This is a genomic window from Actinomadura sp. NEAU-AAG7 (assembly GCF_018603865.1).
GTDB classification, from domain to species: Bacteria; Actinomycetota; Actinomycetes; order Streptosporangiales; family Streptosporangiaceae; genus Spirillospora; species Spirillospora litoris.
Window position 1 is genome coordinate 921307 of the sequence record NZ_JAHFZY010000001.1, and the last position, 14576, is coordinate 935882.

The 14576-nt window shown below is 71.9% G+C and carries 12 protein-coding genes; 4 read left to right on the forward strand and 8 right to left on the reverse strand.

The features are described 5' to 3' along the window. Positions 1-7 precede the first annotated feature (7 nt). Together KLI87_RS04330 and hisC are read left to right on the forward strand one after the other, a co-directional pair. Complete coding sequence (locus KLI87_RS04330) at positions 8-289, forward strand: DUF6401 family natural product biosynthesis protein (protein ID WP_214615908.1); 282 nt, start codon at positions 8-10, stop codon at positions 287-289. A 103-nt stretch (positions 290-392) separates the two neighbouring features. Next, a complete protein-coding gene (gene hisC / locus KLI87_RS04335; protein WP_214615909.1) occupies positions 393-1493 on the forward strand; it encodes a histidinol-phosphate transaminase in 1101 nt (366 codons plus the stop codon). Between the two features lie 57 nt (positions 1494-1550). Here the strand turns inward: hisC and KLI87_RS04340 are convergent, their stop codons facing one another. Both KLI87_RS04340 and murA read right to left on the reverse strand, forming a co-directional pair. Further along, the gene (locus KLI87_RS04340) at positions 1551-2882 is read right to left on the reverse strand and encodes a transcriptional regulator (RefSeq protein WP_156220205.1); all 1332 of its coding nucleotides are present in this window, start codon (positions 2880-2882) and stop codon (positions 1551-1553) included. A 911-nt stretch (positions 2883-3793) separates the two neighbouring features. Beyond that, entirely contained in the window at positions 3794-5080 is a 1287-nt protein-coding gene (gene murA / locus KLI87_RS04345; RefSeq protein ID WP_156220411.1) for a UDP-N-acetylglucosamine 1-carboxyvinyltransferase, read from the reverse strand. A 274-nt stretch (positions 5081-5354) separates the two neighbouring features. On the opposite strand from murA, the gene KLI87_RS04350 reads away from it, so the two are divergent. Then, a complete protein-coding gene (locus KLI87_RS04350) occupies positions 5355-6398 on the forward strand; it encodes a suppressor of fused domain protein (protein ID WP_156220204.1) in 1044 nt (347 codons plus the stop codon). A 13-nt stretch (positions 6399-6411) separates the two neighbouring features. Here the strand turns inward: KLI87_RS04350 and KLI87_RS04355 are convergent, their stop codons facing one another. The 4 genes from KLI87_RS04355 to purD all read right to left on the reverse strand — a co-directional run bounded on the left by KLI87_RS04355 (position 6412) and on the right by purD (position 10737). Continuing rightward, a complete protein-coding gene (locus KLI87_RS04355) occupies positions 6412-7269 on the reverse strand; it encodes a phosphoribosylaminoimidazolesuccinocarboxamide synthase (protein ID WP_214615910.1) in 858 nt (285 codons plus the stop codon). Further along, positions 7266-8048, reverse strand: coding sequence for an MOSC domain-containing protein (locus tag KLI87_RS04360; RefSeq protein WP_214615911.1), 783 nt, complete (start codon positions 8046-8048; stop codon positions 7266-7268). The genes KLI87_RS04355 and KLI87_RS04360 overlap by 4 nt, the downstream gene beginning before the upstream one ends. A gap of 70 nt (positions 8049-8118) precedes the next feature. Next, positions 8119-9429, reverse strand: coding sequence for an adenylosuccinate lyase (purB, locus tag KLI87_RS04365; protein ID WP_214615912.1), 1311 nt, complete (start codon positions 9427-9429; stop codon positions 8119-8121). A gap of 45 nt (positions 9430-9474) precedes the next feature. Next, positions 9475-10737 (reverse strand): phosphoribosylamine--glycine ligase, encoded by a 1263-nt coding sequence (gene purD, locus KLI87_RS04370; RefSeq protein WP_214615913.1) that lies wholly within the window; start codon positions 10735-10737, stop codon positions 9475-9477. Positions 10738-11113: 376 nt separating this feature from the next. On the opposite strand from purD, the gene KLI87_RS04375 reads away from it, so the two are divergent. Next, positions 11114-12196 carry a magnesium and cobalt transport protein CorA gene (locus KLI87_RS04375; RefSeq protein WP_214615914.1) on the forward strand — a complete coding sequence of 361 codons (1083 nt, stop codon included), beginning with the start codon at positions 11114-11116 and terminating at the stop codon, positions 12194-12196. Between the two features lie 166 nt (positions 12197-12362). Here the strand turns inward: KLI87_RS04375 and KLI87_RS04380 are convergent, their stop codons facing one another. Next, positions 12363-13208: a glycerophosphodiester phosphodiesterase family protein gene (locus tag KLI87_RS04380; RefSeq protein ID WP_214615915.1), complete on the reverse strand. Its 846-nt coding sequence runs from the start codon at positions 13206-13208 to the stop codon at positions 12363-12365. Positions 13209-13268: 60 nt separating this feature from the next. After that, positions 13269-14552 carry an adenylosuccinate synthase gene (locus tag KLI87_RS04385; protein ID WP_156220200.1) on the reverse strand — a complete coding sequence of 428 codons (1284 nt, stop codon included), beginning with the start codon at positions 14550-14552 and terminating at the stop codon, positions 13269-13271. Positions 14553-14576: the final 24 nt, after the last annotated feature.

The window sequence follows — 14576 nt, forward strand, 5'->3', positions numbered from 1 at the left end:
TCACCCTATGAACGGTGACTCGTCCGAAGTGTTGGGACTGCTCGTCCGGGACATCGGGGACGCCGGCGTCGCGGAGATGGCCGGTTCGCCCGGCCTGGCCGCGGCGGTGGACCAGCACGTCGCCACCCTCCGCGACGAGCTCGGTGCCGCCGGCGACGACGAGCTGATGGGCTACCTCCGCGACTTCGCCGAGCAGGCGTTCAACCGGGGCTGGTGGCCGCGCGACACCCGCGACTGGGAGTTCGTCCGGATCGTCGCGGTCTGCTGGCTGCTGCGGTCGGACCGGTGACGCCGCGCTTCCGGTGACGCCGCGGTTCCGATCACGCGCCGGTTCGGGTGACCGTCCACTATGTCCAAAGCGCGGCGATACGTAGGCTGGGTGCCGACCACCCATGTTCATCTGGAGGACAACGGTGTCCGAAGTCACCACTCCGCGCTTCCGCTCCGTCCTCGACCGGTTCGTGGCCTACAAGCCCGGCAAGGTCGTCGTGTCGCCCGAGGGCCGCTCGTTCAAGCTGTCCTCCAACGAGTCGCCGCAGGGCCCGCTGCCTTCGGTGCTGGACGCGATCGCCGAAGCGGCGGCGAACATCAACCGGTACCCCGACAACAACGCGACGGCGCTGACCGAGGCGATCGCGGCCCACGCCGGCGTCCCGGCCGATCATGTCGCGGTCGGCTGCGGCTCGGTCGGGGTGTCCCAGATGCTGCTTGAGGCCGTCGCGGAGCCGGGCGCCGAGATCGTCTACGCGTGGCGGTCGTTCGAGGCGTACCCGCTGCTGGTGGCGCTGTCGGGCGGGACGCCCGTCCAGGTGCCGCTGCGCGAGGAGACCCACGACCTCGCCGCGATGGCGGACGCGATCACCGACCGCACCCGGCTGGTCTTCGTCTGCAACCCGAACAACCCGACGGGCACGGTCGTCGGCCGCGCCGAGATCGAGGCGTTCCTCGACCGCGTCCCCGAGGACTGCCTGGTCGTCCTGGACGAGGCGTACCGCGAGTACGTCCGCGACGAGGAGGTCCCGGACGGGCTGACGCTGATCGGCGACCGCCCGAACCTCGCGATCCTGCGCACGTTCTCCAAGGCCTACGGCCTGGCCGGGCTGCGGATCGGCTACCTGGTCGGGCACCCGCTGGTGGCCGGGTCGATCCGCAAGACGTTCCTGCCGTTCAGCGTCAACTCCGTCGCGCAGGCCGCCGGAATCGCCTCGCTGGCCGCGACCGACGAGCTGCTCGCGCGGGTCGAGGGCACGGTGAAGGAGCGCGACCGGGTCCGCGGCGCCCTCGTCGAGGACGGCTGGACGGTCCCGCCGACCGAGGCCAACTTCGTGTGGCTGCGGCTCGGCGAGCGGACCATGGAGTTCTCGGAGGCGTGCGACGCGGAGGGCGTGAGCGTGCGCCCGTTCGCGGGCGAGGGCGCCCGCGTCTCGATCGGCTCGCCGGAGGAGAACGACGCGTTCCTGGCCGTGGCCAGGGCCTTTCCCCACCGGAACTGACCTCGCCGCCTCCCCGCCCCCGGACCGCGGTGTCCGGGGGCGGCGTGACCGCCGCCGTCAGCCGGTGGTGGCCTTCGGGCCGAGCTTCTCGACGATCAGGCGGTAGAGCTGGCGCGGACGGCCGGGCTGCGGCGTCCGGTTCGGCGGGAGCGGCCAGGCGAGCCCTTCCTCGACGAGGGTGCGCAGCAGGCGCCGCGCGGTGCGGGGGGTGACGCCGAGCATCTTGCCCGCGTTCTCCGCGTCCACGATGAGGGGTTGGTCCTGGTCGCCGAGCTTGTCGGCGAGGCGCGCGAGGATCTCCAGACCCTTCGGCTTCGCCTGCGGCTGGCTGCGCGGCGGGGTGCGGGGCGCCGGGACCAGCGCCCGGCCGTCGCGGTCGAGCGCGAAGCCCTGCGCCCGCTGGGAGCTCTGCGAGCGGGCGAGCGCGGCGCGCGCGTGGTTCTCCGCCTCGTGCGCGGTGCGCCCCATGCCGATGCCGACCTCGATCGCGAGGCCGAGCTCCTCCCGGACCCGCTCGACGAACGGCGGCGTCCGGAAGCCCTCGGTGGAGGCGGTGACCGATCCGCGCGTGGCGATGACCAGGTAGCTGTGGTCGTCCAGCGGCCACACCGAGGCGTTCATGCGGTGCGCCTCCTGGAGCAGGACGCGGTGCAGCGCCAGCTTCAGCTCGTCCCGCCAGTAACGGGGGGTCACGCGGCGGGGCGTCTCGCGCAGCGTCGGGACGTCCACGAGCACGACGACGAGCTGCGACTCCTCCAGCCGGTGGTGGGCGCCGAGCAGCGCCGCCGTCTGGAGGGAGCTGCGGATCGCCGCGCCGGTCGGCCGGACGCGGATGGTGGGCACGCCCGCCATCTCCATCCGTTCCGCCGTCGCGTGCACGCAGGTCATCGCGACCGTGGTCGCGCCGCGCCGCCACAGCCGCTCGTGGAAGGCGGCGAGCGTGCCGGGCCCGGCGGCCTCCTCACGCAGGTGCACCTGCTCGGTGCCGAGGCTGATCTCGGCGTAGGCCTCCTCGACCTCGGCGCGTCCGAGCACGTCGATGCTCACCCGCGACGGGTCGAAGCGCTCGTCCAGTGATGCGCGTAGCAACGCGCCTTGCAGGGCGGCGCCGTTCAACGGGACGTAGGTGGCGGGCATCGTGAGAACCCCCGCCTTGCGGGCGAAGTCGTACGGCACCGGGCTGGCGAACAGACACACGTCCACACCCGATCCGAGCCGCACGACCTTGTCGGCCGCCTCCTGTTCGTCCCTGTAAGCGGCGGCCACCAGCCGGCTTGGTACCGGTGTGGGGCCGTGGCCCATCAACATGACCCTCTCGACGAGGTCATGCGGGCCTACGACGCCGATCGTGAGATCGGGTGTCACCGACCCCGTTCGTGCGGCCGTCATCGATGATCTCTCGCTTCCGGTCCATCCTCTCGGCGGAGACCCGGTGGCCCCAGCCACGCGTTCGCGCACGTTTCGCCCAACGGTTGACTCATGGCTCGTCGCCCCTGCCTTCTGACCCAGCACCGCAGTTCCCGTGCGATTCGTTCCTCAGTGGGCAGATCGGGTCAGGGCGACGATGTGTGACGCCCAGACGCGAAATCGAATCAAGAGTGCGGCGAAAAAGTAACCTACGCGACCCCCTAGTCAGTAATTTGTCACCATTCGGCCAGCCTTGATCCTGCATCTTCGGTCGTCCGAAGTTGAAAAACAAGACCCGAAATCGCCGCTAGAGGGCCCTCCTGACGCTGTTGCGCACTGAAGGGACCCTTGTGCGGTCCGATCGGTTTACGCGCAGGCCGAAATCCACCGACCCGGTGTCGGACCGGCCGGAAATACGAGTGATCCGTTCGCGCGGCCGTGACTCTCCGGGGCGGTGATTTTTTACCGCGTTACGGTCAGGTCCATCGGGAGCGTTCCAGAGCTTACATCCCAGGTCAACGCGTCGGCGTGGCGGACATGGAACCGTCACTCCATAGCCAGGTGTAGTTGGCCGGTGACGCCATGTCGGCAGATTTGGGGGCGGACCGCCGCCGGGGGTTACAACCCCGGTAAGGACCCACTTTGGAGTTGGTCAGGTCGGGCCCCCGCGCCCGGCCACTTGCGGCCGCCCTCGGAGCCCGAGTGACCGCTCGGTCGTCCGTGACCGTCCGTGCACGCGTCTGACACGCGAACGAGGTTCGGTCATGATGCGAGAAAGGTCAGTTGTCATACGAAATACAAATGACACTGAATAGAACGCGCGAGCCCGCGGGGGCGCCGGAGGCGGCCCCCACGGGCTCGGGGTGGCTTGGGGTGGCTCGGGGATGGGCGGACTACTCGGCTTCGCGGACGATGTCGGCGCCGAGCGAGGACAGCCGTTCGGCCGTGTGGGCGTGGCCGCGGTCGAGGTAGTACGCGGAGGTGATCGTCGTCTCGCCCTCGGCGGCGAGCCCGGCGAGCACCAGCGCGCTGCCGCAGCGCAGGTCGTGGGCCTCGACCTCGGCGCCGCGCAGGCCGCGCGGGCCGTTGACCTTGGCGCGGTTGCCGTCCACCTCGATGTCGGCGCCCATCTTGCCGAGCTCGTGGGCCAGCTTGAAGCGCCCGTCGAAGATCCGCTCGTAGATGTAGGACGGGCCCTCGGCCAGGCACGACAGCGCCATGATCGGCGACTGGAGGTCGGTGGCGAAGCCCGGGTACTCGTCGGTGATGACGTTGATCGGACGGAGCGTCCGGTCGCGGTGGACCTGGAGGACGGCGCCCCGCTGGTGGAACTCGACGCCCATCTGCTCCAGCTTGTCGGCGGCGACGCCGAGGTGCTCCAGGCTCGCGCCGACGAGGCTCAGGTCGCCGCCGGTGATCGCGGCGGCCATCACGAAGACGCCGGCGTCGATCCGGTCGGGCATGACGCTGTGCTCGACGGCGGTCAACTCGTCCACGCCCTCGACGGTGATGAACCCGGTGCCGCCGCCGCTGATCTTGGCGCCCATCGCCTGGAGGATCGCGATGTTGTCGAGCACCTCCGGCTCCAGCGCCGCGTTCTTGATCAGCGTGGTGCCGCGGGCGAGCGCCGCCGCCATGATCAGGTTCTCGGTGCCGGTGTGCGAGGGGGTGTCGCAGTACAGCGTGCCGCCGCGCAGGTCGCCTGCCTTGATGTGGATGATCCCGTCGCCGTTGTCGGCCACCTGCTCGGTGACGGTGGCGCCCATCCGCTTGAAGCCGTTGTAGTGGAAGTCCAGGTTGCGGCTGCCGAGGTTGCACCCGCCGACGCCCTCGATGACGGCCTCGCCGAGCCGGTGCAGCAGCGCCGGGACGAACAGGAACGAGCCGCGGAACCGGGAGGCGATGTCGGCGGGCAGCACCGGGCTGCTGAGCGAGGACGCGTCGATGACCAGCGTCCGCTCGGTCTCGTGCAGCTCGGCCTTCGCGCCGATCGCCCGCGCGAGCTCCACCGCGCGCCGCACGTCCTCGATGATCGGGACGTTGCGCAGCACGGTGCGGCCCGTGGAGGCCATCAGCGAGGCGCCGATCATCGGCAGGACGGCGTTCTTGGCGCCCTGGATGAAGACCGTGCCCTGCAACTTCCGGCCGCCGCGCACGCGGTACCGAACCTCGTGGCCCATGCTCATGTCCGCCTAACTCCTTTTGGGTGCCGTCAACGGTGCTACCGGATCACGTGGGTCTGCTGGCGGATCACGAGGGCCGGGCGCGCCGAACGTGTCCCCCCTGCCCAACGGGACCCCAGTAAACCACCGAGGCGGAGATGGGGCGTCCGGTCCGCGCCACCCCGGCGCCGCTCTGTTCGGTGAGATACCCGGGGGTTCGCAAAGGTTCGGCCTCCGGGGCAAATTCACCGCCCGGACCCGCCGCGCCCGCCCCGCCACTAGGGTGATCTTCATGGACGAATCCCCCGGCTGGGACGCCATCGACGCCGCCCTGCGCCCCCTCTACGGGGACACCGCGCCCTACCATCTGGGCACCGTGCACAAGTGGTCGCTCGGCGGTCCGGACCCGCTCGACGGCATCAGCGTCTACCCGCGCGCCGAGCCGGTGCCGCACTGGCACTTCGTGTCCTACGGGATGTCGGAGCTGTACGAGAAGGAGTCCGAGGACCCCGACGAGTCGGGCTGGGGGTTCGAGTTCACCTTCCGCCTCGTCCGCGACCCGGCCGAGGAGACGCCGCCGGTCTGGGCGGCGAACCTGCTCCAGAACCTCGGCCGGTACGTGTTCAACTCGGGCAACTGGTTCGAGCCGGGCCACCACATGAGCGTCAACGGGCCGATCGCCGCCGAGCGCGAGGACTCCGACATCCGCGCCGTCGGGTTCGTCCTCGACCCCGAGCTGGGCGAGATCGCGACCCCGCACGGCAGCGTCAAGTTCTTGCAGGTCGTCGGGCTCGCGACCGAGGAGTACGAGGCGGTCCGGCAGTGGAACGCCGGGGCCTTCATGGACGCGCTCGCGCCCCACCTGCCGCTGTTCGTCACCGACGTCGACCGCCGCTCGCTGCTCGCCGCACCGGAGCTGGCGCGAGCCGTCCGGGAGGGGATCGCGCGGGACGGCTCCAACAGCGGCCTCCTGTACGTGACCACCGCGCACTGGGAGCGCGACGCCGGAGCCACCACGCTTCGCCTCGGCGCTCTCCAGGCGACGGCGGTCGCCGAGTCGCTGCGCGGACGCCTGCCCTTCGGCCGCGAACTGCTCCTCCAGACCGAGGACACCGTGCTCGCGTTCCGCCCGGCCGACGCGTTCGCCGTGGAGCAGCCGGGCGAGGGCGTGCTGGAGGTGCACGTCCCGCCGTCCGCCCTCGACGACCTCACCGCGACGCTGCGCCCCACCGCCGGGAGCATGGCGGTGGCGTCCCTGCCCGGCCTCACCGTCGAGATCGTCCCCACCGCCATGCGCGACCGCTACGGCAACGAGACCGGCGAGGTGGTCGGCTAGCCGCCCGCGCCGCTCAGGCGAAGGCGCGGCCGGTCAGCCGTTCGTAGGCCTCCACGTACTTGGCGCGGGTGCGCTCGATGATCTCGGGCGGCAGCGGCGGCGGCGCCGCGCCGGAGTCGCGGTCCCAGCCCGACGCGGGCGACAGCAGCCAGTCGCGGACGAACTGCTTGTCGAAGGACGGCTGCGCGTGGCCGGGCTCCCACCCGTCCAGCGGCCAGAAGCGGGACGAGTCGGGCGTCAGGACCTCGTCGGCGAGCACGAGTTCGCCGTCCGGCGCCCAGCCCAGCTCGATCTTGGTGTCGGCGACGATGATGCCGCGCTCGCGGCCGAGTTCGGCGCCGCGCCGGAAGACCGCGAGGGTCAGCTCGCGGACGCGGGCCGCGACGTCCGCGCCGACGGCCTGCTCGACCTGCTCGAACGTCATCGGCTCGTCGTGCTCGCCGACCGGCGCCTTGGTGGTCGGGGTGAAGATCGGCTCGGGCAGCGCGGAGCCGTCCACGAGGCCGGGCGGCAGCGGCACGCCGCACACCGTCCCCGTCGCCTGGTAGTCCTTGAGGCCCGAGCCGGTGAGGTGGCCGCGCGCGACGCACTCGACCTTGACCATGTCGAGGCGGCGCGCGACGACCGACCGTCCGGCCCATTCGGCGGGCGCGCCGTCCGGCAGGTCCGTCGAGATGACGTGGTTGGGCAGCAGGTCCGCGAGCTGCTCGAACCACCACAGCGACAGCTGGGTCAGGATGCGGCCCTTGTCCGGGACCGGGGTGTCCAGGACGTGGTCGAACGCCGAGACCGTGTCGCGGGCCACCATGAGCAGCTCGCCGCCTGGCAGCTCGTACAGGTCCCGGACCTTGCCGCTGTGCAGGTGCTTCACTTGTACTCCAGGATCTCGACCGGGTCGCCGACCGCGAGCGCGCCGACCGCGCGGGGGATCGCGTCCTGCCCGAACACGATCTCCTGGTCCCTGGTGCGGTAGGACGCGAGGGTCCGCAGCGGCTCCCGGCCGCGCTCGGCGGTGTCCTGGTCGGTGGTGGTGACGACGCAGCGCCCGCGCGCCTTCACCAGCTCGACCACCGTCTCGCCGACGCGCAGCAGCCGGACCGCGTCCTCGCCGAACGCGCCGAGCCCCTCCACGACCATGCTCGGCCGGAACCGGTTCATCGGGAGCGGCTCGTCCAGCCGCCCGTTCAGCTCGGCGAGCGACTCGGCGGAGATGAGCAGCAGCGGGTAGGCGTCGGCGAACATCAGCACGCCGCCGCCCCGCCCCGTGGCGCGACTGCCGGTGAAGCGCACCAGCCGGCAGTCGCGCCCCAGAAGCGAGGAGAACCAGGCGGCGGCCTCGTCCCCCTGGTCGACGCCCTGGCACTCGTACCGGTGCACGGTCACGTCCAGGACGTCGCCGTCGTCCGCCGCCTTGTGGACGAGCGTCTCCATGCCCGGCGCGTCCACCGACAGGACCTCGCCGTTGTAGGCCGGCCGCATCAACGCCATCGACGCGGTGGTCCGCTGCGACATGAAGCGGCCGTCGGGCGTGACGAGCATGAACTCGCGGTCGTACCGCACCCCGCGGTCCGTCAGCTCGGCACGCTCCAGCGATGTGCCGCGGCCGCTCTTGAGCGGATACACGTTCAGTTCGGTCAGCGTCGCCGGCAAGGTCCCCTCCAGTGGTCGTTGCATCCGTGTCGAACGTCCCCGCCCGTCCCGATCATCCCGCCGGGCGGGGTCAGGCGAGGGCGGAGAGGCGGTCGAAGACGGGGGACAGGCGCTCGACGAAGCGCTCGGGGCGGCAGACGGCGTCCAGGCGCGCCTCGTCCAGCGTGAGGCCCGCGGCGGCGGCGTGCGTGCGCAGCGTGTCGCGGAAGGGGACGCCGGTCTCCCAGGTCTCCATCGCGGCCTTCTGGACGAGCGGGTACGCCTCGTCGTCGCGCGACATGCCCGCCTCGACCAGCTCCAGCAGGACGGTCGAGGTGTAGATCAGGCCGCCGGTCGAGTCGAGGTTGGCCCGCATCCGCGCCTCGTCCACGACCAGGCCGGACATGAGCCGGTTCGTGAGGTTCAGCATGTAGTCGAGCGCGATCGAGGCGTCCGGGAGCGCGATCCGCTCCGTCGAGGAGTGCGAGATGTCGCGCTCGTGCCAGAGCGGGATGCCCTCCAGCACCGGGACGACCTGCGCGCGGACGATCCGCGCCATCCCCGCGAGCCGCTCGGAGATGATCGGGTTCTTCTTGTGCGGCATCGCCGACGAGCCCTTCTGGCCCTTGCCGAACGGCTCCCACAGCTCGCGGACCTCGGTCCGCTGGCCGTGCCGCACCTCCAGCGCGACCGCCTCGCACACCGTCGCCATGATCGCCAGGGCCGAGACCCACTCGCTGATCCCGTCGCGGATCACGACCTGCGTCGAGACGTCCGCGCTCTTCAGCCCGAGCTTGCGCGCGACGTGCAGCTCGACGGCCGGGTCGATGTTGGAGTAGGTGCCGACGGCGCCGGAGATGGCCATCACGCCGACGGCCTCGCGGGCGCGGCGCAGGCGGTCGCGGGAGCGGGCCATGGCGAACGCGAAGTCGGCGACGCGGTGGCCCCACACGTCGGGCTCGCCGTGGATGCCGTGCGTGCGTCCCACCCGCAGCGTCGCCCGGTGCGCGAGCGCGTGGTCGCGCAGGGTCGCGACGAGCGTGTCGGCCTTGGCGAGCAGGATGTCGGTGGCCTCGACGAGTTGGAGCGCGAGCGCGGTGTCGAGCAGGTCCGAGGAGGTCATGCCGAAGTGGACGTACCGGGCCGCCTCACGCGGCTCGGTGTTGTCGGCCCACGCCGACAGGAAGGCGATCACGTCGTGCTGGGTGACCGCCTCGATCGCGTGCACCGCCTCCGGCGTCGGCGGCGGCGCCTTGCGGACCGGCTCGACCACCTCCGGCGGGATGGTGCCCGCCTCGGCGTGGGCCTCGGCGACGAGGACCTCCACCTGGCACCACAGCTCGTATTTGTGCGCGTCACTCCAGACGCGGCCCATCTCCGGAAGCGTGTACCTCTCGATCACCCGACGATTGTCCCAGGTCGCCCGCCGTGCCCGAGCGCCCGGGTCTCAGCCGGCCCGGCCGGCCGGCTCGGCGGCCTCCAGCGCGATGTCGGTGCGGTGGTGGGAGCCGCGCAGCGAGATCTCGGCGACGGCGTCGTAGGCCGCCGCGCGGGCGGTGGCCAGGTCCGGCCCGGAGCCGACCACGTCGAGGACGCGGCCGCCGGAGGCGACGAGCCGCCCCTCGGCGTCGCGGCCGGTGCCCGCGTGCAGCACGTAGGCGCCCTCGACCACGTTCGCCTCGGCCAGCCCCGTGATCTCGTCGCCCTTGACCGGCGCGGACGGGTAGCCCTCGGCGGCCACCACGACCGTGACGGCCGCGCCCGGCCGCCACTCGGGACGCAGCGCCGGGTCGAGCCCGCCGATCGCGCACGCCTGGAGGAGCGTCGCGAGCGGCGTGGCCAGCCTGTCCAGGACGACCTGCACCTCCGGGTCGCCGAACCGGGCGTTGAACTCGATCACGCGCAGGCCCTGGGACGTCAGCGCCAGACCCGCGTACAGGACGCCGACATAGGGCGTCTCGCGGCCGCGCAGCTCGTCGACGGTCGGCTGGACGACCGTCGCCATGATCTCCTCCACGAGGCCGTCGGGCGCCCAGGGGAGCGGTGTGTAGGCGCCCATCCCGCCCGTATTGGGGCCCTCGTTCCCGTCGTAGGCGCGCTTGAAGTCCTGCGCGGGCAGCAGCGGGACGGCGTGCACCCCGTCGCACAGCGCGAACAGCGACACCTCCGGGCCGTCCAGGAACTCCTCGACGACCACGCGGTCGCAGGACGCGGCGTGCGCGGCGGCGGCCGCCCGGTCGTCGGTGACCACCACGCCCTTGCCGGCGGCGAGCCCGTCGTCCTTCACCACGTAGGGCGGGCCGAACGCGTCCAGCGCCGCCTCGACCTGCGCGGTCGTCTCGCAGACGCGCGCGTCGGCGGTCGGGACGCCCGCCGCCGCCATGACCTCCTTCGCGAACGCCTTGGACCCCTCGATGCGGGCGGCGGCGCGGTCGGGCCCGAAGCAGGGGATGCCGGCCGCGCGCAGCGCGTCGCCGACCCCCGCCATCAGCACCACCTCGGGACCGACGACGACGAGTTCGATGCTGAGCCGCCCGGCCAGCTCGGTCACGGCGACGGGGTCGGTGGGGTCGAGCTGGTGGTTGTCCGCGATCGCCGCCGTGCCCGGGTTGCCCGGGGCGCAGTGGAGGGCGCTGACGGCTGGGTCGCGGTGCAGGGCGCGGGCGAGCGCGTGCTCGCGGCCACCCGATCCAAGGACGAGTACTCGCACGTCACGCGAGCTTAGTGGTCCCGCCCCCCGCCCGCGTCCCGCGCCGCCCGCGTCCGGGCGCGGGGCGGGCGCGTGACGGTGAGGCGGCCGTCACACGGGTCACGGGTGAACCTTCGCATTGCGCCCGGCGTCCTAAATATCGGCTGGTAAGCTGCGACGGGCTTGACGCCCGCTGTCGAAGGTGCGGAAGGAGGTGGTCGGGATGAGTCCTGGTGATCCTTGCGGTTCGCCGGAAAACCCTCACAGTCCGAGCAGGACTGTCCATCCGTCCGCCTCCATCTGGCGTCCGGCCGTCGCTCGCGTGCGCTCCCTGAGCTGATCCAGCCCGGGTCGAGCGCGCGCGTTACGCGTGTGGCCGGAGGGTTAGGAGCACCTCATGGCCATGACCAGAGTCCGTCCCAGCGGCTTGTTCAAGACGCGCGGGCGCCCCACCGCCGCGCCGATCCGCCCCCGCGACTCCGCCGTCATCGACTGGGCCGCCTACATCGACGGGCACCGCGCCTCCACGGCGACCGTCGAGGACGCCGTGCGCCTCATCCGCGACGGCCGCCTCACCGCCGACGGCGACTCCGCGGGCTTCGTCTGGGTCGGGCTCCACGAGCCGTCCGCGACCGAGCTGACCGAGCTGGCCGAGGTCTTCGGCCTGCACCCGCTCGCCGTCGAGGACGCGATCCACGCCCACCAGCGGCCCAAGCTGGAGCGCTATGACGACGTGCACTTCGTCGTGATGAAGACCGTCGGCTACGTCGCGAGCGGGCCGGGCGGCGCGGAGGTCGTCGAGACCGGCGAGATCATGATCTTCTGCGGGCCGGACTTCGTCGTCACCGTCCGGCACGGCGCGCACGGGGCCCTCGGGCCCGTCCGCGAGCAGTTGGAGCGCGACCCGGCCCGCCTCGGCAAGGGCCCGGCGGCCGTCCTGCACGCCGTCGCCGACCGCGTGGTGGACGGCTACGTCTGCGTCGCCGACGCCGTCCAGGAGGACATCGACGAGGTCGAGGAGGCCGTCTTCTCCCCCGAGCGCACCGACGAGTCCCGCCGCATCTACCGCCTCAAGCGCGAGGTCATCCAGCTCAAGCGCGCCGTCGGCCCGCTCGCCGGCCCGCTGCGCAACCTGTCGGGCCGCCGCTTCGTGCCCGCCGAGATCAAGGAGTACCTCCGGGACGTCGAGGACCACCTCACCCGCGTCCGCGAGCAGGTCGAGTCCTACGACGAGCTGCTGAACCCCATACTCCAGGCCCACATGACCCAGGTGACCGTCGCCGACAACCAGGACATGCGCAAGATCTCCGCCTGGGGCGCGATCTTCATGGTCCCGACGGCCATCGCCGGGGTCTACGGGATGAACTTCGACTTCATGCCCGAGACGCAGTGGCGCTACGGCTACCCGCTGATCCTCGCCGTCATCGGCCTGGCCTGTCTCTCCCTCTACCGAGGCTTCCGCCGCAACGGCTGGCTGTGACTATTCAAGTCCCGGCCCAAGGCACTCGCCTGGCGGCTCGTACCTTGACCGTGCCTTGGCGGGCGCGGCATCGCTTCGCGATCTTCCCGGTGGGGCTCGCCTCCGGCTTCGCCCCACCGCTCAGCCACGCGCCCGCGCGGTGGCTGAGGCCACTTCGCAGCGCGCTCTAGGCGCGGACGGCGAGAGCCAGGTCCGGGTAGTCGGTGACGAGCGCGTCCACGCCGTATTTGGTCAGGCGCGACATGTCCTCGGGCTCGTTGACCGTCCACGCGATGACGGGGAGCGCGGCGGCGTGGGCGTCATCGACCAGGGCCGGGGTGATCAGCGTGTGTTCGGGCGACAGCGCGGTCGCGCCGATCGCCGTGGCGGCGGCGACCGGGTCGTCCGGCGCGAGTCCGGCGAGCCACGCGGTGCCCGGGACGAGCGTCTTGCGCTCGACCAGTGCCACGCGGCCGAGCGCCGGGTGGCGGTGGGCCTCCGCGAGGACGCGCCAGTCGAAGGCCAGCAGCCGGCTCCTACGGGTCACCCCCGCCCCCTCCAACACGGACGCGACGGCCGACACGAACAGGGCGATGTCTTCGTCGGGCCAGGTGGGGTCGGTCTTCAGCTCCACCGACAGCCGCACCTCGGACGGCGCCAGCAGCGCGCACGTCTCGGCGAGCGTCGGGACCGGGGTGCCCGGCAGCGGGAGCTGCGTCGCCGTGAACGCGTCGTCGCGTCGCCGGACGCCCGCGTCCACGGTCTTGAGCTGCTCCAGCGTGAGGTCCCCGACCGCCTTGCCGACATAGGGGAACGCCGGGTCACCGGGACGCGCCGGCCTCGTGTCGGACAGGGTCACCGGCGAGAGGACCTGGTCGTGGACGAGGACGACCGCGCCGTCCGAGGTGAGGCCGACGTCGAGCTCGACGGCGTCCACGCCCAGCGCGAGCGCGTGGGCGAAGCCGGGGAGGGTGTTCTCCGGACGAAGCCCCCGCGCCCCCCGGTGGCCGTGGACCTCGACGGTTCGCGTCACGTCACCGCACGCTAGCGCCGGCGCCTCGGGCCCTGGTGGACATGGGGTAAAGGCGCGAGGTCAGATGAGGGGACGCAGCGACAGCGTCTGCTCGCGGCCGGGCCCGACGCCGATCGCGGAGATCTGGGCGCCCGACATCTCCTCCAGCGTCCGGACGTAGGCCTGCGCGTTCTTCGGCAGGTCGTCGAACGTCTTCGCGGCCGTGATGTCCTCCTTCCATCCGTCCAGGTGCTCCAGGACGGGCTTGGCGTGGTGGAAGTCGGTCTGCGTGGTCGGCATCTCCTCGACCCGCTCGCCGTCGATCTCGTAGGCGACGCAGACCGGGACGCGCTCCAGGCCGGACAGGACGTCCAGCTTGGTGAGGAAGTAGTCGGTGATCCCGTTGACCCGGGTGGCGTAGCGGGCGATCACCGCGTCGAACCAGCCGCAGCGGCGGTCGCGGCCGGTGGTGACGCCGTACTCGCCGCCGGTCGTGCGCAGGAACTCGCCCTGCTCGTCCAGCAGTTCGGTGGGGAAGGGGCCGGAGCCGACGCGGGTCGTGTAGGCCTTCAGGATCCCGATCACGCGGCTGATCCGGGTGGGGCCGATGCCCGAGCCCGCGCACGCCCCGCCCGCCGTCGGGCTGGAGGAGGTGACGAACGGATAGGTGCCGTGGTCGAGGTCGAGCAGGGTGCCCTGGGCGCCCTCCAGCAGGACGACCTTGTCGTCCTCCAGGGCCTTGTTCAGCACGAGCGAGGTGTCGGCGACGAACGGCCGCAGCCGCTCCCCGTAGGCCAGGTACTCCTGGACGATCGGGCCCGTCTCGATCCGGCGCCGGTTGTAGACCTTCGTCAGGACCTGGTTCTTCTCGCGCAGCGACAGGTCGAGCTTCTGGTTCAGGATGTTCGGGTCGAACAGGTCCTGGACGCGGATGCCCATCCGGTTGATCTTGTCGGCGTAGGCGGGGCCGATGCCGCGCCCGGTCGTGCCGATCCTGGCCTTGCCGAGGTAGCGCTCGGTGACCTTGTCCAGGGCCCGGTGGTGGGGCATGATCAGGTGCGCGTTCCCCGAGATCAGCAGCCGTTCGCAGGTGATCCCGCGGTCCCGCAGCCCGTCGATCTCCTGGAGCAGCACGGCCGGGTCGATCACGACGCCGTTGCCGATCACGGGGACCACGTCGGGGGAGAGCACCCCGGACGGCAGCAGGTGCAGCGCGTAGCTCTTGTCGCCGATGACCACCGTGTGGCCGGCGTTGTTGCCACCCTGGTAGCGGACGACGTAGTCGACGTCCCCGCCCAGCAAGTCGGTGGCCTTGCCCTTGCCCTCATCTCCCCATTGGGCTCCGACAAGAACGATGGCCGGCATGCCGCTGTTCCCTTCCCACGACGA

Bases quoted from the DNA above. Each gene is read 5' to 3' on its own strand.
- KLI87_RS04330 (WP_214615908.1), top strand. From the start codon at position 8: ATGAACGGTGACTCGTCCGAAGTGTTGGGACTGCTCGTCCGGGACATC.
- hisC (WP_214615909.1), top strand. From the start codon at position 393: ATGTTCATCTGGAGGACAACGGTGTCCGAAGTCACCACTCCGCGCTTC.
- KLI87_RS04340 (WP_156220205.1), bottom strand. From the start codon at position 2,882: ATGACGGCCGCACGAACGGGGTCGGTGACACCCGATCTCACGATCGGC.
- murA (WP_156220411.1), bottom strand. From the start codon at position 5,080: ATGGGCCACGAGGTTCGGTACCGCGTGCGCGGCGGCCGGAAGTTGCAG.
- KLI87_RS04350 (WP_156220204.1), top strand. From the start codon at position 5,355: ATGGACGAATCCCCCGGCTGGGACGCCATCGACGCCGCCCTGCGCCCC.
- KLI87_RS04375 (WP_214615914.1), top strand. From the start codon at position 11,114: ATGGCCATGACCAGAGTCCGTCCCAGCGGCTTGTTCAAGACGCGCGGG.
- KLI87_RS04385 (WP_156220200.1), bottom strand. From the start codon at position 14,552: ATGCCGGCCATCGTTCTTGTCGGAGCCCAATGGGGAGATGAGGGCAAG.